Source organism: Pseudanabaena yagii GIHE-NHR1 (assembly GCF_012863495.1).
Classification (GTDB): Bacteria; Cyanobacteriota; Cyanobacteriia; order Pseudanabaenales; family Pseudanabaenaceae; genus Pseudanabaena; species Pseudanabaena yagii.
Window position 1 is genome coordinate 1,849,455 of record NZ_JAAVJL010000001.1, and the last position, 18,959, is coordinate 1,868,413.

The following is an 18,959-nucleotide window of genomic DNA, read 5'->3' on the forward strand; positions in this document are numbered from 1 at the left end:
AAGGAGGAGGGGCGGCGCGAAGCGCCGCCCCTCCTCCTTTCCTTTTTTAGCACGATTTTTTTAGTCTGGGGAATAGGCTAGCAATGTGCCATTTTGTCCAACTACGAAACCGCGATCGCGCGAGAAAAAGTAAAGCTTGTAAAGGTTTGCGCCTGCATTTGCTGCGGACTCATCACGCTTCCAAGTTTTGCCACCATCTTCGCTATGGAGCAATCTTGAACTACCACCAGAAATCCAGACATTCTGTTCATCTTGGTAGGCAAGATCGAGCAGACCAAACCCGCCACCATCTTTAGGAGTTTGCTTTTTGTCCCATTTATCAAACTCGGCAACTTCACTAAATTGAACTTGACCGCCACGATTGAGCATCCAGAGGCGATTATCGGGAGTATAGCCCATGTTCTGCACACGGCGAGAGCTATTGCGATTGTGCTGAATCCAAGTCATATCGCCTGGTTGCCATGTGGAATAAAAGTTGCCATTAGCCGAAATAGCTACATAACGACCATCATCACTACGGTTGAGGTTACGTGCATTACCAACGGCTTGGGTAACTAAAGCTCTCCAGTTTTGACCACCATCTTGAGTATTATAAATTGCGCCTAAGTCAGTGACCATTTCCGCAGAGTTGCGACCTTGAGCCACAATCTTAAAGGGATCTCCAGGGAGTTTGGAGCTAAGCCCGATGCGTGACCAAGACTGACCATTATCAGTAGTATGGAGCAAAAGAGCGGGCTGACCTGTAATCCAACCTTCGTTACCAGAGAAGCTGATCGATGAGAAACGATAGATGCCGTCGCCGAGGTCGAGTTGACGCTCTTCCCAAGTTTTGCCCCCGTCGGTTGATTCTAGTAAAGTTGCCTCAGTGCCAACTAACCAGCCGTGATTTGGTTCATTTTTGTCAAACCAGAGATCGAGAGGTGTGATGGCTACGGGTAGATCCACTTTGTGCCAGTTGCCATGATTTGCGGAGGCACTAGGCATTGCTACGCCCAATAGGGTCACGCAGAGCAATACACAAACAACTAAGGAGCTAAGAAAGCGTTTTATGCTTTTTTTCATAAAAAATTAATAAAAGTCCGTAAATTTATAATGCTGAATAATGCCGAATGAATATCGAATTAGTTAATTAAGTAATTAATCGAGTGCGTAAAGACTGATAAAGAAAATGACGGCAAGCGCCAATGATCCAAAGATAAGTAGGTTCTTTTGGTTAGGTGTTAGGACATTAACGCCAAAGCCATAGCCAAGGTTTTCGGTAAATCCTGAAGGCTTGGAGGCAACACCAATATCTGAGAATGATTTTTTCTTGGTGTTACAGACGGGGCAACGCCAATCTTCGGCAATTTCTTCAAAGGGTGTACCCGCAGGAATATTCCGTTTGGCATCACCGATTGATGGTTCGTATATATAGCCGCATACGCCACATTCATGACGATGGGGTTCTTCTTTGACTTCTGGGGCTTCGACTATGGTGATATTGAGTACGGGCTTAGTTTCTGCGTCAGAGGTTTCCGTATTTATTGATTCGGGTTCCATGGGTTTGATCGTTTTGAACGTATGGTTAAGCGATCGCTTGTCAATTCTGTTACAAATTATTACATCTTTTTGACAGGCTTGCCTAGCTGCCTAAAGTCTCACAAGTTTCCTGAAAATGAAACTTAAGTCTGAAATTTTAAAGTCTAGTAAAGTAAGGCTTATCAAATTTATCAGTCAATCATGCCAACGGTAGATCAAGCGATCGCCTATGTTAGAGTTTTCCAAATGTTCTCAAATGGCTATCAGTCCATACATATGTTTCGTTACAATGCGAATACTAATACAGTTTTGTTAGAGTCTTTATTATTTCGCCACAAAGAAATTTAATTTTTTAAATCCTTACCAAAAAAGTATGACAAAATTTTATTTTGCAATTAGCAAAAAATTAGTAACACTAATAAATATTGGATTGCTAAAATTGTAAAGATAAATAATAACTATTGATATGGTGATATGGGAAGTTACGCTGAATGCTGGTTAAATAACTTTTATGTAGGTTCAACATGGGAGGGGGATGTTGATGTGTCTCTAATGAGTTTATTTAGAGCGACAGACAAGAAAATAATTACTGTAAAAGATAAAAGTAAGCTGCCCAATCAATTGAGTCGTTGGATTGAATATATAGAAAAAGATGATGAAATTAATATGGTATTTTATTCTACATCCACAAAGGTTATTAAGGATCGATTGGAGCTGAGTGGATATTCACTAGAAATTTCTAAGAAAGTCTATGAAGTATATTTGCAAAAAGCGCTTAATGATTATAAAAAAAGATTTGAACCCTACCTAGATATACTCAGTGCAATGAATGTAGAGTATTGGTTATCAATGCTTAAGGAAATACGTGTTAGAAATATAAGAAATAAGCCATATGATCGAGAGAAGAATGAGAATCCTTTCATTTCTTATATGTGCAGCCATGATTGGTATGGATTTCCTTGTATAGGTTACTATGGAAGTCCTGATGTATATATTTGTATTGCTCTTAGATTAATACTTGAAACGTGTATTGAAGATGAGGAGTTTATCTATGATCTAACAGATCTTATTTTAGGGCAGTGCTTTGACTTAGATGACGATTTTGTTGACTATACATCTAGTCTAGTTGGGGATAAGGGAAAGATAATTATTTTGACAGAGGGGAAATCCGATACTTTTATTCTTTCTGAGTCTCTAGAACTTTTGTATCCTCATTTATCTGACTACTTTTCTTTCATGGATTTTGACGGAGCCAAGGTTGGTGGTGGTGCTGATAGTCTTGCAACAATGGTTAAATCTTTTTCTGGAGCAGGGGTTCTCAATAGAATTATAGCGGTTTTTGATAATGATACTGCTGCACACGTAGCACTTAAAATGTTGAGAAAAATAAGAGTTTCTAACAATATCAAGATAATGTCTCTGCCAGAAATTGATATTCTTAATAGCTATCCAACACTAAGTGACAACACTATCACTCTTATGAATGTGAACGGACTGGCAGGGGGGATTGAAGCTTATTTGGGCGAAAATATCTTGCGTAATGATGAAGGTAACTATATTCCACTGCATTTGACTGGTTACGAGGAGAGCATAAAAAAATATCAAGGTAAATTCATGGAGAAAGATACTCTTCAAAAGAAATTTAAGCAACAATTAGAGTTATGTAAAAATGATCGCTCTTTGATTAATAATTTTGATTGGAGTGGTATTAAAGCAATATTTGAAAATATATTTACAATATTTCATGAGGAAGATGAAAAAATAATTATATCTAGTATTGATAGTCATTAGATATGAAGTCTAATTTGTTTACTCTTTGGGGTATTTCTCAAGGCATAGCAACTTTTGCGAATACTGTCACCGAAATAGTAGAGAGATTTAGCATTCATTTTCACAAGTAGTTTGAGAAGTTTTAGTTTTATTGGGTAACTACAAATGTCTGGATATAAATATTTTATTTTGCATTTGACAAAATCTGGTCAAGAAAGACTAGGTTTTTCAGGAGATTCTATTTCCGTTTGGGATTACTCTAATGATGAAGAAGCAACAAAACTAGACGGAAGACTCTGGTACAAAGCTAGACTTGCTTATCAAGGTAAAACTATTTATGTGCAAATTAGACATGATGAAATACAGGCAGTAGAAACAGGTTATATTTCAACGGGGTCTAATTCTAGTAATTGCTTCATTGCTACTGCCTGCTCAGCGAATGTGGGTGAACTAATTACTCTGTATTATTTTCGTGACAAATATCTAATAAATTTTATGCTGGGGAAAAAATTTATTAAGCTTTACTACACATTTAGCCCTGCAATTGCAGATGTAATTCGAGACTCGCCAATACTGAAAAAAATTACGCGATGGCTTTTTATTAAGCCAATAGTTTTCGTACTTAGTTTGTTTTTTAGATCAAAAAGGAATCACTGATGACTAAACCACCACTCCCCCAACCTCAACTCGATCGCACCCCAATCAACTCCGATCAGTACTTTGAATACACACCCGAAAAACTAGAACTATGGGACGGATTCTATGAGTATGGAGGGCAAGACTTCACAGGCTTTTATCTTGGCATCTTGGCAAACATGGGACTTCGTGAAGCCGTACACCATGTGCCAATCTCCAAATGGCTAGAAGCAATTCAAGCAGTCGCTTTGCAAAATCCTAAACTTGATGAAGCAATGCGCGATCGCCTGAATCGAGGCTTAGCAGATTTGCAAGCAGTTGCCGCATATTTAGAAGAACAAAGTTAAAAGTGATCGCTAGAGTAAATAACATGTTTTATGTATGGCAATGGATCACTGAACCACTTGGATTAGAATTTATGCGAAATGCATTGATTGCAGGTGGTTTAGCAGGAATTATCTGTCCAGCGATCGGATGCTTCTTGATCGTCCAGCGCATGGCATTGCTAGGGGATGTGATGACGCATACGGTGATGCCGGGGATGGCGATCGCCTTTTTTTATAAAATTGATGTAGCGATCGGGGCATTTATATCAGGAATTAGTAGCGCATTTTTAATTGCATGGTTACGATCGCAAACTCGCGTCAAGGTTGATGCAGCAATGGCACTAACATCTTCAAGTTTTTTCGCGATCGGCATTTTGTTAATTTCTCTGCTAAAAATCAAAATCGACCTGCATGGCTTTTTGTTTGGCGATATTCTCAGCGTTTCCTCAACCGACACAGTTCGAGCCGCAATTATTACAGGGGTTGTATTAATGGCGATCGCTATGTTTTACAAGCAACTACTGTTTTACACCTTTGATCGCACTGGGGCACAAGCACTAGGCTTACCAGTGAATCTGATCTATTTGGGCTTAATGGCAGGCGTAACTTTGACGATTATTGCCAGTATGCAAACAATGGGCGTAGTTTTAGTGGTGTCTCTCCTAGTTGGTCCAGCGATTACCGCTTATTTATTAGTGAAAGAATTACACCACATGATTTTTGTTGGTGCGGGGATAGGAGTAATGGCAAGTGCGATCGGTTTATATACCAGCTACTATTTAAATTTGCCATCTGGCCCTGCGATCGTCTTGTCTGTTCTCGTTTTATTTCTATTAACTCTCGTCTTTAGTCCCAGCCAAGGCTTACTAACACGTACCAAATAAAAAAGCTGCCCTAGGGGCAGCTTTTTTATTTGATCACAAAATATTTAAGATTCAGTCGTTTCTTCAGTTGTGCCTTCTTCAGAGACTGCGGATTCTTCAGCAACAACTTCCTCGACAACTGGTTGTAGCTTCGTTGGCTTAGGTCCCCTTACTAAAGCGAGATTTACGGGTGCTTTTACTTCTTCATCTCTGCCGCCTTTTTTATCTCTCTTGCCTTTACCCCCATCACGGCTAGAACGCTTTTTGTCTGAGTCATCAGACCGTCTCGCACTAGTATTTTCGCTACCTTCTGGTTTAGGTTGACGATCTGCTTTTTTGATAGGACGTTCTACCATTGTTAATTCCTAATTACTTGATGTATTCGTATCCTAGCCTGTTTAGGGATAATATCGCGACAAAAAAGTAGCTAATCAGTAACCCTAGATCAAGTTGCAGAAATCATCATGTGAATGACTGATCTGGATTCTTAACAAAGCTCATAAAAATTAGCCAATAATTCTTTGTATTTCTAAACAAGCCTCATGCATTGATGATGGAGCGCTTGGCGGTAGTCCCTGCACACATTGTTCAGCTAGTTTCTCAACAAATGGTTTGCATTCTCCTTGATTAGTTAATTTACTATAGGCAACAGTTTCATCAACTGGCTCACCAGATTGGAGGTAATGTATCCAAGTTTCAATATTTCGTTTTGGAACAAATATAGCTATCTTTTCTTTACGGTGACGTTTCTCTTCAAGAACTGAGTCTAATTGTCGTATCCGTTCAGCTACAGTACTTCTATCAGCATCTATGACTACTATCAAGCAAATATTGAGATAGTTTTTACGACGATACGCTTTAACTTCTGCTGCATAGCGATCGCGAACATATTGTTCTCCTGCTTGCTTGCCACTAGGACAACTTCTATCAATAAATTGTCCTGTTAATCCTTTCTTCTGGAGAAAGTAACGAGCAAAGACATACTGTTGACGATCTTCACACAAAATTACAATAGTTTGTCTATTCTGGGTCATAAAGCCAACCACGCTCTACTAAATCAGAAATTGGTAGTCCAGTATCATCCTCATCTTTAATTCTCTTAACTCGAACTGGAGAATTACCCTTTCTCTCAAACCAGTAACCTGAATCGGCGGCTAGAAAATTAATAAGTTTCGGATGGTGTGAAATCAGCAAAGCTTGTAGTTTTTTCTCACTACAAAAATCATAAAGTCGATCTAGCCAAGGTTGTACCTCTGGCAATGCCAGAAAATTTTCTGGCTCATCTATACACAACGTGTAGTCTTCATTTTGAGTGCCATAAATTAATGTATATAGAGCTATGAGAACTTTCTGACCATCAGAAAGTTCATTAAAGTAATATTCAATTACTTTTTTAGTATCAGATTCACTTTCAAATATTAGTTTCAATCCATAATTAGTTTCACTAAATCTCTCAAATTTAAAAGATATAAATTTATCTAAAACATCACGTAAGATATTTGTAAGCTCAAATATTTTGCCTTGATCCTGAGAAAGATAACGATACCAAGATACATAATTTTCCATTCTGGGATGTATATAAGATAGTTCTTGTTCGCTAATTCCATTCATTAGAGAAGGAGTAATCTGTATTACTATAAGACGTAGTATACGAGTTCTAAACCAAGTTAGTTTCTTATTAGTATTAGTTGGTGGTAAAAGAGATAGAAATGATTGAGAAGAATCAAAGTAAGAAATCTTCGATATTTCTGCATAATCGTCATCGTATATGTATACGCTACCTAATTCAAATTTTAGTAATGGCTGATTATTAAACCATAATCTTTCATGAGCAATAAATGGCTTCTGCTGTTCGTTATATAGGATAGAAAGATCGTATTTATATTTGCCACCGTTTCCATCTATTTCAATTTCAAAATTATGTTCCTTAAGTGTCTGCCAACGGCAACAATCAAAGATACTAAATAGATTCTCTACCTTAAATAAACCAGACATTAAATCTTTAACTCTATTTATCGCGTCAAAAACGGTAGATTTACCTGAACCATTTGCACCAAGAAATAGATTGATAGAATCAAATGAAAGCTCAAAATTTACAAGAGAGCGAAAATTATCTATATATATTCTATTTAGCATATAGTGATATTAAGCTATCCCTTATAATCTTTGTTTAGGTAATTTATCATATTTTTGTTTATTCCTAGTCCATGAGGCGTTTATGAGTGACTTATCGGATTTGCAATCTATTCCAGCCTCAGAGATCAAAGATTATACTGATCGCAAAAGTTGGACGGAAGTATTAAGGGATTATGGTGGTAAAAATCTGGAATCAAAAAAGACTTGGTATAGTGCTGTTGCCGATGCTTATTACCGAGTGCGTCCCCGCTACCCTCAGGAAATAATTGCGCGTACGATCGCTATTGCTCAGCTTCATCATTCGGCAAAAATTCTGGAAATAGGATGTGGTCCTGCGATCGCTACGGTTCCATTGGCGGAATTAGGTTTCTCGGTGGTCGGTCTAGAGCCAAATCTAGAAGCATCACAAATAGCACAACAGAGCTGTGCAGATCATCCCCAAGTACAAATCATCAATACATCCTTTGAGGAATGGGAACTGATAGAAAATCAATTTGATGCTGTGCTAGCGGCGACCTCTTGGCATTGGCTTGATCCTGCGATCGCCTATCGCAAATCGGCAGCAGCATTAAAGTCTGAAGGACATCTCATTTTGTTATGGAATACGCCACCACAGTTAGATACCGAAACCTATCAACTTGTTGATGCAGTTTATCAAGCACTAGCCCCTGAAATTCCTCTTTATGCTAGACATGAGGGGAAGGAAACTCATCAAGCGGATTTTCTCAAGTTTAGCGAGAGCATCATCAATTCGGGATACTTCGCCAATGTCAAATATGACCATAGTATTCATCATGTGACTTATAGCCTTGAGGACTATCTGATGCTTTTGAGTACACTTTCGCCTTACATCGCCTTATCCCCAGAGAAACGCACTCAGTTGTTTGCCAATTTGCAGGAAATACTCCGCCACCATCGAGGTGATCGCCTAAAGCTATCATTTATCTCTGCTTTTCACGTTGCCCGTAAAATATAGCCATAGCTAGTTATGTTATGACAAAAACAAAACCCAAAAGAGAGTTGCGGCGCAAAGCGCCGCAACTCTCTTTTGGGTTTTATGTCTTAACTTACTCGGCTATGGCTATATAACGTTGCCAAACTATACCAATAGAGAGTGGCAGCACTTTGCGTTACCAATAATCGCAAAGTTAAATTTATTAAATTTAATAATTAGGTTGCATTATTTCCGCAGTCTGCTAAGATATAATTCCTAATAAATTTGGAGAGATGGCTGAGTGGACGAAAGCGGCAGATTGCTAATCTGTTGTACGGCAGGTAACTCCGTACCGAGGGTTCGAATCCCTCTCTCTCCGTTCACAAGCCTGTCATAGGATATGGTTGATAACCCCTCAAAGGATGTAATAGGCGAAGCTCCAGAAGTTGATCCTAGTAAGTTTAATGCGACAGATGTTGCAGAAATTGCAGATCGTCTAGAGCGTGATGACTATGCCAGTGCTTTTGAGAGCCTCAGAGATTGGCATATTCTGCGATCGCTAGCTTTTAAAGGCTCGGACTTAGTTGAGCCATATCGACATTTACTAGATTTAGAAGCATTCGATGAATGCTAAAAAAGGGACGCTTCGCGTCCCTTTTTTATTAATTAAGTGAAGGCGGCACTTCGTGCCGCCTTCACTTATGTCTTAAGCAAAACTTACATTGCTATATTAGGGTTTTGGACTGGGGCTAGGTGTTGCGGGTAAACCGTTGGTAAATTTCTCAGTAGCGTTTTTACTTTCGTAAATGCAGTCAACACTAGGATTTTTTTCGAGATCGCCTGTAAAGCCAAAGGTATTCATTCTGTCTTTACATTGACGAATATCAGCCTCTTTGATTACGTTTTTTTGTAAGAGCAAATTCCAGTTGTTAGGTAAAACGACACAACCGGGGATTGGCTCAGCTTGACTGATAAATACGTTAAAGGGGTTGAGCGTCACATAGACACGGCTACTCATCACCATCGCTGATGCACCATAGTTATTACAAAAATCGCGACTAGGGGCGAGATTATCAAGGCGGATCGCATCAACGGTGCGGGGGGTAGGGTTGAGCGTAGAAAGGGCAATGCCAACACCAATACCGACCGCAAAAATAGCTCCTGCGATCGCCAGTTTGGTCGTTGTGCCATTCGACCTTGGTTCAGTGGGAGGTGTGTTCAGAGTTGAAGAATATCTACGTCTTGCCATAGATGTGAGTTAGGGTTATTCCCTAGATTAACCGAAAGTGCTGAACTTTTGAGAAATTTACTGAGTAAATGCCTAGCAAACCTATCCAAAGTTATAGTGCTTACCAATTTGTTTGTCTTCCATCCTCTGGCTGGGAGACAAACAAATTTTATAGAGTTGCCACACCTGCGCGATCAAGGATCTCAGGAATGAGATGCTCGGCTTTAATTGCCATGATATGTACACCCTGACAGATTTGCCTTGCTGTTTGGATTTGCTCGGCGGCGATCGCTAGTCCTTCCTGTAAAGGTGATTTGGCTTTGGCTAGGCGATCGATAATATGTTCAGGAATTTGTACCCCCGGCACATATTTATTTAGAAATATGGCATTTTTTGCAGATTTAATGAGAAATATGCCTGCTAGCACAGGTTTATCTGACTGGTTGGCAATTTGATTGACAAATTTATCGAGGCGCTCGAAATCCGTAATTAATTGGCTTTGAAAAAATTGTGCCCCCGCATTAATCTTGCGCTCAAAGCGTCTTTGCAAACCAGACCAACTGCGTGACTGCGGATCGACGGCAGCTCCTGCTAAGAAATTTGTACCTTGGTGCGGCAAAGCTTTGCCATTGGCATCAAAACCTTGATTGAGTTTTTGGATTAATTGCAATAGGCGCACTGATTCGTAGTCAAATACCGATCGCGCTTCGGGATAATCTCCAGCTTTTACAGGATCGCCCGTCAACGCCAAAATATTGGTAATGCCTAAAGCTGCGGCTCCCAACAGATCTCCCTGTAAGGCGATGCGATTGCGATCGCGACAGGCAAGCTGGCATACCGTTTCAATGCCAAATTGCTGCTGGATTAAGACCGAGGCAGCCACAGGACTCATGCTCATTACGGCGCGGCTGGAATCGGTAATATTTACGGCATGGACTCTCCCCTTGAGCGATCGCGTTTGTGTGAGCATATGCGTGGGGTCACTGCCCTTGGGAGGAGACACCTCTGCCGTAATTAAAAATTCCTTATTGGCGATCGCCTTGCGAAATTTATAAAAGGGGTGTTCAACTACTGTCTGGGGCGAATCGATCATGCGAAACAAAACTTTAGGAGTCTCTGCATTTTAAACTATTGCGATCGCTAGTGAAATAACTATGATTTGCACCACAAGGATGATGGTGCAAATCATAGATTCTCAAGTGACTAACTAAGTAGCTGGGTGCAATTAAATATAAAACCCCAAAAATTGTGGCGCACGCTTCGCGTGCGCCACAATTTTTGGTTCTAGCTATTTATGCATGAGGTGCTAGTAGTTCCGATGAATTCAAGGTATTCCCAAATGATAGGAAGGATTTATCACCAATTAGCCCCAATAAATCTTTGCCTAAACCCAAAGATTTGAAATCGGATATACCTTGGAATAAGCCACTACCTAGAGCTAGCTCTATTGCATCCTTAGCTAATGGACTTCCTAGTAGTTGAGTCAAGTTTGAGTCGGATTCATGCTTGCCATAGCCAAATCCCTTCCCATAACCAGCAGCAAATAAACTGTCTTGAAAGAAATCTGTGAGTATTGCCTGTCCTTTCGTCGTTGGATGTTGGGAATCAAACCAGAAAAAGTTCTCTGAATTCACAGTGAGTGGATTCTGCCCTATCAAAGGATCGGTCACATTTTTAAATCCATATTCTTCAGGACGATTAAATACATCCTCGGCAAGGGAATAAACATCGGGTTGCACAATATCAATCTTGAGCGATCGCTCCAATTTGGGTAGCATAATCGCTAATCCAATATCAAACAGAACGCTAAAAGCTTTGCCAACAAAAGCGGATGCCTGATTTTGGCTCAGAAGAGGAGTTTTACCCAAGTTAGGTAGATTTGGAACAAGGAAAGTACGTGCACCAGAGTTCGCTAGGGTTGTAATTGCAGTTGTAATGTTATTAATTGCAGTCTTAACGGCATCAGTAATAATAGGGAATGCCGCCTGCAAACTGCTAGGTGGCTGACTGGCGAGTAAACCTGCTAGATTAAAGCCATCATTTGCTCCTGCCCACACTACATATAGTCCTTTGGGATCAGCCTTTAAAGTAGTTTTTGTGAAGCTATTCACTTCCGTAAGTAGTCCGAGAAGAGGAAGATTGGGAAAAAGAGGTTGAAGTCCGTTGGTAAATCCTGAAGTTGCTCCACCATAGGCATAGTTATTAACTTTTGTGGAAGATATGCCTAAAGATGCTGGTAAAGTATCAGCCCAAACTAATCCATTAGAAAAACGTATTTGAGGTGGAGATAGAAGAGGTTGAGAGTTGAAGTAGGGAGGACTAGGTGGAAATGAAATTGTACCGCCTGAGGCTTTGTAGATTAATGAAGACAAGTTCCCATTATCAGAGAGACTATCTCCAAATATATAAATACTTGTAAACTTGGGCTTAGGCTGGTATTTGAACTGAAATTTGAAGAGTTCATCAGTAAAGTGAATAGCTTTTCCCATAACACTACCTTAAAATCATTATAATATGATATTTATTTCTGATGTTAAGTCCAGCCAATATCAGAAATAACATATTTCTTAATATTAAGAGTCTCATAATCTAACTAAAACGACCTTTTAGCGATTGCATTTATCCCAAGCCGTAATTAACGTGAGTTCGGGATAAGGAAAAGGACAAAAAAAGGGAGAAACCGATAAGCTGAAAATAAGTAAAACAAGTTCAGCGAAGTAACTCCCATGACTAATAGTTTAGAAGCCCTATTCTGCCATGTCGATGATTTTTGCAAAATATTTGAACCAAAATGGCGACAAATGTTGCTGGGTAATGGCTTACAACAAAGACAAAGGTCAAGAGGTCTGAGTATGAGTGAAATCATGACGATCCTGATCGCCTTTCACCAAAACCACTACCGAGACTTCAAGCATTTCTATCAAAAACAAGTGTGCAAATATTGGCAGAAGGAGTTTCCCAGACTACCAAGCTACAACAGGTTTGTCGAGTATATGGGTTCAGCAATGATGCCATTGTGCATATACCTGAAATATTGTTTTGGCGAATGTACAGGTATTAGTTTTGTAGATTCAACATCACTAGATGTCTGTCACAATCGACGGATACACCAGCACAAAGTCTTTAAAGGGATAGCAGCCCGTGGTAAGACATCAGTGGATTGGTTCTTTGGTTTCAAACTGCATTTACTCGTTAATGAATGCGGTGAACTGCTGAATATCCAAATTACTCCAGGCAATGTTGATGACCGTAAGCCGATCCCTGATTTGCTCAAATTCATGTTTGGTAAAGTGTTTGCTGACCGTGGTTATGTATCTCAATCCTTAGCATCTCAACTGTTCCAAGATTTTGGCATTGAGTTCTTCGCTAAACCCAAACGCAATATGAAAAATCGCTTGATGCGCTTGACTGATAAGTTGCTTTCTCGCAAACGCTCTATTATTGAAGCGATCATTGACCAACTCAAAAATATTTCCCAGATTGAACATGGTTACTGAGCTTGTCGAAGTATTCTCGTCATCGCAGTCCCATCAATGCCATGATTAATGTCATTTGTGGGCTGATTGCTTATTGCCATCAACCCAAGAAGCCTTCTTTACATATGGATTGGGTTTTACCCTCTGCCTCTTAACCCGAACTCACGTTAATTAAAAATTCCTTATTTAGCGATCGCCTTGCGAAATTCATGAAAGGGTTGATTATTGGCGAGGACGAATTGATCGTGAGAAACTAAACCTTCAGAGTCTCTGCATTTCAAACTATTGCGATCGCAGCACTAACTATCCCAGTTCTTAATGTTCTTCAAAAACTTCCTGCCAAGAAAATAGTTGTGATCATGTGCTTCTCCTATTTGAGCAAGGCTTTAAAGCGTGGAGCGTGGCAGATGTTGTCGAAATCTGAATTGGTCTTTAATACTTGAGCATGATCGCCTGTTATCAAAAAGTCCGCATTGGCAGCGATCGCACAAGCGAGAAATTTAGCATCTTTGCGATCTCTGGGAAAGTCAACTTCGATATTGACTTCAATTAGCCTTGTAACGGTTTGGAGTAAATCAATCCATTCTTGCTGAACTTCTTCGCTTAACTTGAGTTTTCACCTTTGCAAAACTTCTGTATATTCAGTCATGATTTCTTGAGAGACAATCCATTCAAATTCAGGGTGATCGACTATAAATTGAATGACTGTCTCAGGTATGCCATCACGAATTGCCGCAGATACTAAGATATTCGTGTCAATAACTACTTTCATTGTCCATTTCTATATGCGTTAACTTCTGCTTCGATATCTGCGTCTGTGATTTCGTTGACTTCGGGTAGGGCTTGAGTCTTTTTAAATAGGGCTTTGAGCTTTTGGCTAATTGCAACTCGGTCATATTCAGGTAAGACGATGATTTCTACACGCTGTCCTGCCTGAAATGGTAAGTTTGAAAGGACAACTCGCTCTGGGTTTTCTATGGTGATGTAGGTCTTGTAGGTTTCCATTGGTTCTCACGGAGTTAGATGAATGAGTTTACTGATCTTATTGTAGTATCAGGGCTTGAAAGAGTGGCTCGTGGCGGATGCTGTCAAAATCTGAGCCTATATTTGCCATTTTTATCGCCATATGGGAATTCCCATGACATCAAAGTGGTAATCATATGACCAAACTGGCAAATTCATTTTTTCGGATAAGACTGCGATAATCGCATCTACAAGGGTAATTTTTTGATCGGGATATCGAGATACTTTTTTAACAGCCGCTAAATATTCCTCTTCTGTTGGATTAATTAGATGCACGGAGTCAATGCAACTTTGAGTGAAGCTATAGGCATAGCTGAAACCTAGACGGTATAGCAATAAGCTGTATGTTTTCACATAAACGGGAAAAGGTATAAAAACTGTTAGATCTTCTATTTCAATTCTTTCTAGTTCAAGTTGCGCTCTAGAGTGATATTGATCGTTAGGGTCGATCGCTCCAAAGAGGGGCGTTGTATCAGCAATCAATCCTCTCATGGTTGATTGGGTTGGATTTTGTGTGCATAGATGAATTCTGCTAATACGGCATCATGATTAATAGATGTATCGGTGTATCCACTCCCCTGTGTTGCTGGCTTTAAACGAAAGGGCTTTTTAGGTTTTGCTAAGTATCCTTCTTGGATGAGAAATTGTTGAATTGCTTTTTGGACTGTGGCTGATGATGAGGTTTGATGTTCTTGGGCGTAGGTGGTAAGAACATCGGTTATGGATTTGGGTAGTTCAATAGTTATTTGTTCCATAGGGTTGAAATTAAATCGCTGTGGTTAGTTTGATTGTATCAAGGCTTGAAAAGATTGGATCGTGGCGGATGTTGTCAAAATCGATATTTTATCTATGGGAAAATATCTAAAACGACGATTAGGGCTTGCTGAATATCCTGCATAGATTTCTCGTCTAGCTGTCCTAGCTTGAGGACAAATCTCTCTTGAGACAGTGAACGTACTTGAAAGGTATCAGCCGCAGAGGTTTTGCTCAGTCCATTATCTGTTGTGGGTTCCAGTTTTACTATCCAAGTACGAATTGCATATCTTTCTTTCCAATCAGTAATGGGAATAATCACTTTTAGGGGCAAAATCCCTATGGCATTGTTACTGACAATCACGACTGGACGGGTTTTGCCGATTTCACTGCCAACGGAGGGATTGAGTTGAACTATACCTTAACAGGGAATAGACTTAACATTATCAAAAGACTGAAAGCGCAAAGTCAATAAAGAATCCAAAGCTGCTTTATGAGTAGTGCGGGAATTCTCAAGGCAAGAAGCAATAGCAAACTTGAAAGAATCAAAATCAGGGTAATAGACGGAGTAGAGACACTGTTTCTTCACAAATTTCCAAAGACGCTCAATCAAGTTTAAGTTTGGAGAGTAAGTAGTCAAATAAAGAAGCTCGATATTTAATGACTGAGCCAACTCAAAAACTAAAACACACTTTTGATAACGAGCATTATCCAAGACAAGAGTAATGGGTATAGTCAAACCCAAAGCCGCAAGTTTGTGGAGTAAGTCACAAACACTTTGAGCATTGATGTAAGAATCATTAGTCACAGTAATCAACTCATGAGTAACAGCATTAAGTGCACCGAGGACATTAAAACGCTGCCTTCCCGTCCCAGATTTAAGAAACAAGCGTTCAAAACACCACAAAAAGCCTAAATAGGCTCCAAGGACAAAGTGAGCAGCATCAACAAAGAAAACGGCTCTTTGTCCAGATTTAGCTTCCTCTAAGCGCGGTTCTAGTTTTTTTTAAGAAATTCCTCTTGTGCTGCTGGGTCAGCCTTTGCAGGTATTAGCCCCACTCGACGACAACTCATTCCCATCGATTTCAGGAAATGACGCACCTGTTCTCGACTACGGACAATCCCTGTCAACTCGGTAATTGTTGCTGCTGCATGAGCCAGCGTTTTAGGTGGATGTTCTCGAAAATATATCTCTAAACTTTCTTGATGCTGTTTTAGTTCACTCTGGGGGCGATTAAAGGTCAGTTCTTTGAGTTGGCTTATCCCACCTTCTTTATAATCTCGTAAATAGCTCAACAGTGTCGGTTCAGTGATTCTTAGTAGTTTCGTAATTTCCTTGTGTGGGTATTTCTGGCTTTTTAGGTATAGTGCTTCCATTTTTCTCTGCACTCGTGGATGCGGGTGATGGAATCTTTCGTAATGTAGCGCATCTATTTCTTCTTTGGTAAATGTTATTCGGAGCATCTTGGAGAAAAGTTAACGTTTCTTCCATCTTTACTCTTAGGAATTCCTCTATTTTTATTAGGATTCACGAGGGAAACTTTTGGCGCATATCTTGTATTTGCCTCAGTTTTACCAATTTTAAATCATGCCAATACAAGATTCCAGTTTCCACTTCTCAACCGCATCATTGCTACCCCTGACTTCCATCACTGGCATCACAGCAACGATTTAGAAGCAAGGGATAAGAATTTTTCAGGATTCCCGATTATCGATTTCATGTTTGGCACATACTATGTCCCTAAGGGTAAAATTCCTATCAAATATGGAGTTGATGAAATTATCCCTAGTACTTATTGGCAGCAATTACTTTATCCTTTTCGCAAATCTAAAGTATGAATATGGCGCAAAACAATACTAATCATCTTTTAGGCATTGCTACAGGTCATAGGGAAAAGTGACTGTAAAACAACTACCTTGCCCGACTTTACTCTCAACATTGACATATCCACCATGCAATTCCGCCAGCTTTTTCACTAAGTTAAGTCCTAAGCCAGTACCTGCATATTGGCGACTGAGATTGCTGTTAATTTGCACAAAAGGCTGAAATAGCTTACAAATGTCTTCCTGAGATATGCCAATTCCTGTATCAGACACAGAAAAGCTCAGTTTACTTTTATACGTTTCTTCCATTTCACAGTAAGAACCATCAGCTAATTTGGCTTCTAATGTGACCATGCCCCCCTTAGGTGTAAATTTCACCGCATTAATTAACAAATTAATCAGTAACTGGCGCATTCTCCTTTCATCAATCATGATTGCCTTAGGGAGATCTGGATTAATAATGAGTTGTAATTGAATATTTTTTTTAGCCGCTTGATGTTTTACAAAGCTCAGACTACTCTCACATAGAGAAGTTAGTGAAACTGAAGTTAGGTCTAAAGTAAACATTCCTGACTCAATTTTCGCAACATCTAAAATATCGTTAATGAGTGCCAAGAGATGTTGACCACTTTTTTGAATTGTGGCAAGAGAATTTTTTTGCCGTTGATTCAGTTCCCCATAAACTTGCTCTTGTAGTCCTTCCGAAATCCCTAAAATCGCATTGAGTGGAGTACGCAATTCATGGCTCATCGTCGCCAGAAATTCATCCTTGAGCCGAGTCATCCGCTCTAGCTCTTTATTAGTAGCGATCAGCTTTTCGTTACTCAGGTATAGAGCTTCTTCTGCTTGCTTACGATCGCTAATATTCCGCACTAATACTAGAACTTCATCTTCTCCACAGGGACTAATTCGCACTTCTTCATATACCCATTCATCATACTTTAGGAGTTTATGTTCATAAATCTGTACCTCTCCTGTAGCGATCGCCCGATCAAATACTTCAAGTTGTTCCACTAAAACACTAGGAGATAAGACTTCCGAAATATGATGCTTAATGGGCACAAAAGCTTCTTTATCAGGAATTGTCGGCAAGATACAATCAATACAGGTTCCATCCCGTTTCAGCCTAAGCAGTAAATCAGGAATTGCATTAATTAATTGCTGTTTACGCATTTCACTCTCTGCTAGATCAGCAGTTCTTTGCTGAATTCGCATTTCTAAGTCTTTATTGAGATTAGATAATTCCTGTTGAGCAAATTTAAGATCACTAATATTTTGAATTAAAGCAATATCGTATAGAGGCTGGTTTTGAAAATCACGTACGATCGAAACGCTCAGCATTACCCATATAAAATGCCCATTTTTGTGGCGATATCTCTTTTCGATATGAAAGCTATCAATTTCATTTCTGAGCAATTTTTGATGGTGATAGAGATCAAGTTCTATATCATCAGGATGAGTAATATCTTGAAAGGTTAAAACTATTAACTCATCTTCCGAATAGCCCAGCATCTGACATAGGGATTGATTGACCGCAATATGTTGACCATCGACAGTTGCTAAGGAAATGCCTACAGCCGCAGAATCAAAGACACTTCTAAATCGCATTTCTGATTCTCGTAAGGCAGCTTCAGACTGCTTGCGATCGCTAATATTACGAATAATAGTCAAGGCTTCTTGATCAGTGACTTTGACAACTTGAACTTCCTCATATTGCACCTTGCCATCAATATTCCATTGCTGTTCAAATGACTGAATGTAACCAGTAGCGATCGCCTGTTTAATCGATTGCAATTTACGGGAGGCTAGCTCTGGAGGTAAAACATCGGAAAGATGTTTATTGACAATATCCAAGCCATCAGGAAGCAAATCAGCAACATAATTACTAGAAAAGCACTCTAAATAAGTCCCATCTGCACTAATACGATAGATTAAGTCAGGAATTGCCGTTAAAACTGCTCTTTTTTGAGCTTCAACATTATTTAAAGTATCTTCAGTTTGTTTATTTTTTGCCAAGAGAAAACTCTCTGGTGTCACAACTCCCAATATTTGCTCAAATTCATCTATTACAGGTAAGTAGCGATTAGGTGAATTCTCTAAGAGACTCAACACTGTAGCAAGATCTGGAATCTGCGAATACTTAATGCTTATCGCGGGCTGAGTGATCGCGTCGGCAATTTTTGATTTCTGCAAATCCACTTGCTGCTCAATTAACCGCAGTACATCCCCCTTTGTAAATATCCCCATCAAACTATTGTGAGTAGTCACCAAAACACAGATTTCCTGATCTAACAACCATCCATATTCAGATTGGTGCTCTCGCGTCACCGCATTTGCCTGATTCATGATCCGAATCACGTCCAGTAACGCTACATCTGATTCAACAGTGATGAAGTTTTGCGCGATCGCCAGATCGATGTAAATATTGTTTGGCATATTTAGGATCGCCTTAGGGGAAGATTATGAAATATA

At 39.6% G+C, this 18,959-nt stretch carries 21 protein-coding genes, 1 tRNA gene and 3 pseudogenes; 10 read left to right on the plus strand and 15 right to left on the minus strand.

What is annotated here, in order from left to right:
* Nucleotides 1-60: 60 nt before the first annotated feature.
* A complete protein-coding gene (locus tag HC246_RS08570) occupies nucleotides 61-1,062 on the minus strand; it encodes a photosynthesis system II assembly factor Ycf48 (RefSeq protein WP_169363018.1) in 1,002 nt (333 codons plus the stop codon).
* A gap of 75 nt (nucleotides 1,063-1,137) precedes the next feature.
* Nucleotides 1,138-1,539: a rubredoxin gene (locus HC246_RS08575; protein WP_169363019.1), complete on the minus strand. Its 402-nt coding sequence runs from the start codon at nucleotides 1,537-1,539 to the stop codon at nucleotides 1,138-1,140.
* A gap of 180 nt (nucleotides 1,540-1,719) precedes the next feature.
* Here HC246_RS08575 and HC246_RS08580 point away from each other — a divergent pair, with 180 nt between their 5' ends.
* The 5 genes from HC246_RS08580 to HC246_RS08600 all read left to right on the plus strand — a co-directional run bounded on the left by HC246_RS08580 (nucleotide 1,720) and on the right by HC246_RS08600 (nucleotide 5,134).
* The gene (locus tag HC246_RS08580) at nucleotides 1,720-1,866 is read left to right on the plus strand and encodes a DUF6888 family protein (RefSeq protein ID WP_169363020.1); all 147 of its coding nucleotides are present in this window, start codon (nucleotides 1,720-1,722) and stop codon (nucleotides 1,864-1,866) included.
* 126 nt (nucleotides 1,867-1,992) lie between these two features.
* The gene (locus HC246_RS08585; protein ID WP_169363021.1) at nucleotides 1,993-3,309 is read left to right on the plus strand and encodes a HEPN/Toprim-associated domain-containing protein; all 1,317 of its coding nucleotides are present in this window, start codon (nucleotides 1,993-1,995) and stop codon (nucleotides 3,307-3,309) included.
* A 144-nt stretch (nucleotides 3,310-3,453) separates the two neighbouring features.
* On the plus strand, nucleotides 3,454-3,945 hold the full coding sequence (locus HC246_RS08590) for a CFI-box-CTERM domain-containing protein (RefSeq protein WP_169363022.1): 492 nt from the start codon (nucleotides 3,454-3,456) through the stop codon (nucleotides 3,943-3,945).
* On the plus strand, nucleotides 3,945-4,271 hold the full coding sequence (locus tag HC246_RS08595; RefSeq protein ID WP_169363023.1) for a hypothetical protein: 327 nt from the start codon (nucleotides 3,945-3,947) through the stop codon (nucleotides 4,269-4,271). The genes HC246_RS08590 and HC246_RS08595 overlap by 1 nt, the downstream gene beginning before the upstream one ends.
* 23 nt (nucleotides 4,272-4,294) lie before the next feature.
* Nucleotides 4,295-5,134, plus strand: a complete 840-nt coding sequence (locus HC246_RS08600; RefSeq protein WP_169363024.1) for a metal ABC transporter permease — start codon at nucleotides 4,295-4,297, stop codon at nucleotides 5,132-5,134.
* A 44-nt stretch (nucleotides 5,135-5,178) separates the two neighbouring features.
* On the opposite strand, the gene HC246_RS08605 is transcribed toward HC246_RS08600, so the two are convergent.
* The 3 genes from HC246_RS08605 to HC246_RS08615 all read right to left on the minus strand — a co-directional run bounded on the left by HC246_RS08605 (nucleotide 5,179) and on the right by HC246_RS08615 (nucleotide 7,249).
* Entirely contained in the window at nucleotides 5,179-5,469 is a 291-nt protein-coding gene (locus tag HC246_RS08605; protein WP_169363025.1) for a hypothetical protein, read from the minus strand.
* A gap of 150 nt (nucleotides 5,470-5,619) precedes the next feature.
* Nucleotides 5,620-6,147 (minus strand): hypothetical protein, encoded by a 528-nt coding sequence (locus HC246_RS08610; protein ID WP_169363026.1) that lies wholly within the window; start codon nucleotides 6,145-6,147, stop codon nucleotides 5,620-5,622.
* Nucleotides 6,134-7,249, minus strand: a complete 1,116-nt coding sequence (locus HC246_RS08615; RefSeq protein WP_169363027.1) for an AAA family ATPase — start codon at nucleotides 7,247-7,249, stop codon at nucleotides 6,134-6,136. Before HC246_RS08615 ends, HC246_RS08610 begins: the two co-directional genes overlap by 14 nt.
* Before the next feature lie 82 nt (nucleotides 7,250-7,331).
* Here HC246_RS08615 and HC246_RS08620 point away from each other — a divergent pair, with 82 nt between their 5' ends.
* The 3 genes from HC246_RS08620 to isiD all read left to right on the plus strand — a co-directional run bounded on the left by HC246_RS08620 (nucleotide 7,332) and on the right by isiD (nucleotide 8,817).
* On the plus strand, nucleotides 7,332-8,225 hold the full coding sequence (locus tag HC246_RS08620) for a class I SAM-dependent methyltransferase (protein ID WP_169363028.1): 894 nt from the start codon (nucleotides 7,332-7,334) through the stop codon (nucleotides 8,223-8,225).
* A 245-nt stretch (nucleotides 8,226-8,470) separates the two neighbouring features.
* Nucleotides 8,471-8,562: transfer RNA gene (locus tag HC246_RS08625), tRNA-Ser, on the plus strand.
* A 21-nt stretch (nucleotides 8,563-8,583) separates the two neighbouring features.
* Nucleotides 8,584-8,817 (plus strand): protein IsiD, encoded by a 234-nt coding sequence (gene isiD / locus HC246_RS08630; RefSeq protein ID WP_169363029.1) that lies wholly within the window; start codon nucleotides 8,584-8,586, stop codon nucleotides 8,815-8,817.
* A 96-nt stretch (nucleotides 8,818-8,913) separates the two neighbouring features.
* On the opposite strand, the gene HC246_RS08635 is transcribed toward isiD, so the two are convergent.
* The 3 genes from HC246_RS08635 to HC246_RS08645 form a co-directional block, all read right to left on the minus strand.
* Nucleotides 8,914-9,432: a DUF3172 domain-containing protein gene (locus tag HC246_RS08635; RefSeq protein ID WP_169363030.1), complete on the minus strand. Its 519-nt coding sequence runs from the start codon at nucleotides 9,430-9,432 to the stop codon at nucleotides 8,914-8,916.
* Nucleotides 9,433-9,580: 148 nt separating this feature from the next.
* Nucleotides 9,581-10,504, minus strand: coding sequence for a methylenetetrahydrofolate reductase (locus HC246_RS08640; RefSeq protein ID WP_169363031.1), 924 nt, complete (start codon nucleotides 10,502-10,504; stop codon nucleotides 9,581-9,583).
* 199 nt (nucleotides 10,505-10,703) lie between these two features.
* Nucleotides 10,704-11,900 (minus strand): SGNH/GDSL hydrolase family protein, encoded by a 1,197-nt coding sequence (locus HC246_RS08645; protein WP_169363032.1) that lies wholly within the window; start codon nucleotides 11,898-11,900, stop codon nucleotides 10,704-10,706.
* 237 nt (nucleotides 11,901-12,137) lie between these two features.
* Here HC246_RS08645 and HC246_RS08650 point away from each other — a divergent pair.
* Nucleotides 12,138-13,042, plus strand: a pseudogene (locus HC246_RS08650) (IS982 family transposase).
* 215 nt (nucleotides 13,043-13,257) lie between these two features.
* Here the strand turns inward: HC246_RS08650 and HC246_RS25850 are convergent.
* From HC246_RS25850 to HC246_RS08680, 6 genes and pseudogenes are all read right to left on the minus strand, one after another.
* Nucleotides 13,258-13,659 (minus strand): annotated as a pseudogene (locus HC246_RS25850) (putative toxin-antitoxin system toxin component, PIN family).
* Complete coding sequence (locus HC246_RS08660; RefSeq protein WP_169363033.1) at nucleotides 13,656-13,892, minus strand: hypothetical protein; 237 nt, start codon at nucleotides 13,890-13,892, stop codon at nucleotides 13,656-13,658. The pseudogene HC246_RS25850 and the gene HC246_RS08660 overlap by 4 nt, the downstream one beginning before the upstream one ends.
* A 111-nt stretch (nucleotides 13,893-14,003) precedes the next feature.
* On the minus strand, nucleotides 14,004-14,402 hold the full coding sequence (locus tag HC246_RS08665; RefSeq protein ID WP_169363034.1) for a type II toxin-antitoxin system VapC family toxin: 399 nt from the start codon (nucleotides 14,400-14,402) through the stop codon (nucleotides 14,004-14,006).
* Complete coding sequence (locus HC246_RS08670) at nucleotides 14,399-14,665, minus strand: hypothetical protein (RefSeq protein WP_169363035.1); 267 nt, start codon at nucleotides 14,663-14,665, stop codon at nucleotides 14,399-14,401. The genes HC246_RS08665 and HC246_RS08670 overlap by 4 nt, the downstream gene beginning before the upstream one ends.
* Before the next feature lie 92 nt (nucleotides 14,666-14,757).
* Nucleotides 14,758-15,081, minus strand: a complete 324-nt coding sequence (locus HC246_RS08675; protein WP_169364532.1) for a type II toxin-antitoxin system PemK/MazF family toxin — start codon at nucleotides 15,079-15,081, stop codon at nucleotides 14,758-14,760.
* A 3-nt stretch (nucleotides 15,082-15,084) separates the two neighbouring features.
* Nucleotides 15,085-16,127, minus strand: a pseudogene (locus tag HC246_RS08680) (IS630 family transposase).
* Nucleotides 16,128-16,169: 42 nt separating this feature from the next.
* Between HC246_RS08680 and HC246_RS08685 the strand changes: the two are divergent.
* Nucleotides 16,170-16,502 (plus strand): sterol desaturase family protein, encoded by a 333-nt coding sequence (locus HC246_RS08685; RefSeq protein ID WP_318655960.1) that lies wholly within the window; start codon nucleotides 16,170-16,172, stop codon nucleotides 16,500-16,502.
* Between the two features lie 39 nt (nucleotides 16,503-16,541).
* On the opposite strand, the gene HC246_RS08690 is transcribed toward HC246_RS08685, so the two are convergent.
* Nucleotides 16,542-18,923, minus strand: coding sequence for a PAS domain S-box protein (locus tag HC246_RS08690; protein ID WP_169363036.1), 2,382 nt, complete (start codon nucleotides 18,921-18,923; stop codon nucleotides 16,542-16,544).
* Between the last annotated feature and the right edge of the window lie 36 nt (nucleotides 18,924-18,959).